Below are 491 nucleotides of genomic sequence, written 5' to 3' on the forward strand. Positions count from 1 at the left end.
GTGCAGCGCGGCCACACCCTGGACGGCCTCGGCAAGTACTACCTCGAGACCATCGAGCAGTCCCCGGCCGAGCCGGTCGACGTGGTCCAGGCCCTCAAGGACGCCAAGGCTGACGTCATGGTCTGCTACCTGCCCGTCGGATCGCAGGAAGCCGCGGAATTCTACGCACAGTGCGCCATCGACGCCGGCGTGGGCTTCGTCAACGCCCTTCCCGTGTTCCTCGCCGGCACCAAGGAATGGGCGGACAAGTTCACCGCCGCCGGCGTTCCGATCGTGGGCGATGACATCAAGAGCCAGATCGGCGCGACCATCACGCACCGCGTCATGGCCAAGCTCTTCGAAGACCGCGGCGTCACGCTGGACCGCACGTACCAGCTCAATGTCGGCGGCAACATGGACTTCAAGAACATGCTGGAGCGCGACCGCCTCGAGTCCAAGAAGATCTCCAAGACCCAGGCCGTCACCTCGAACGTCGAGGCCGAACTGGCTGC

Annotated in this window: 1 protein-coding gene; it reads left to right on the forward strand. The window is 65.2% G+C overall.

Translation table 11 applies throughout. The features are described 5' to 3' along the window. Positions 1-491, forward strand: a 491-nt coding sequence (locus tag AC1DDG_RS21730) for an inositol-3-phosphate synthase (RefSeq protein WP_476877706.1), incomplete at both ends; no start/stop codon positions are given.

It is taken from the genome of Arthrobacter sp. 10L430 (assembly GCF_056395245.1).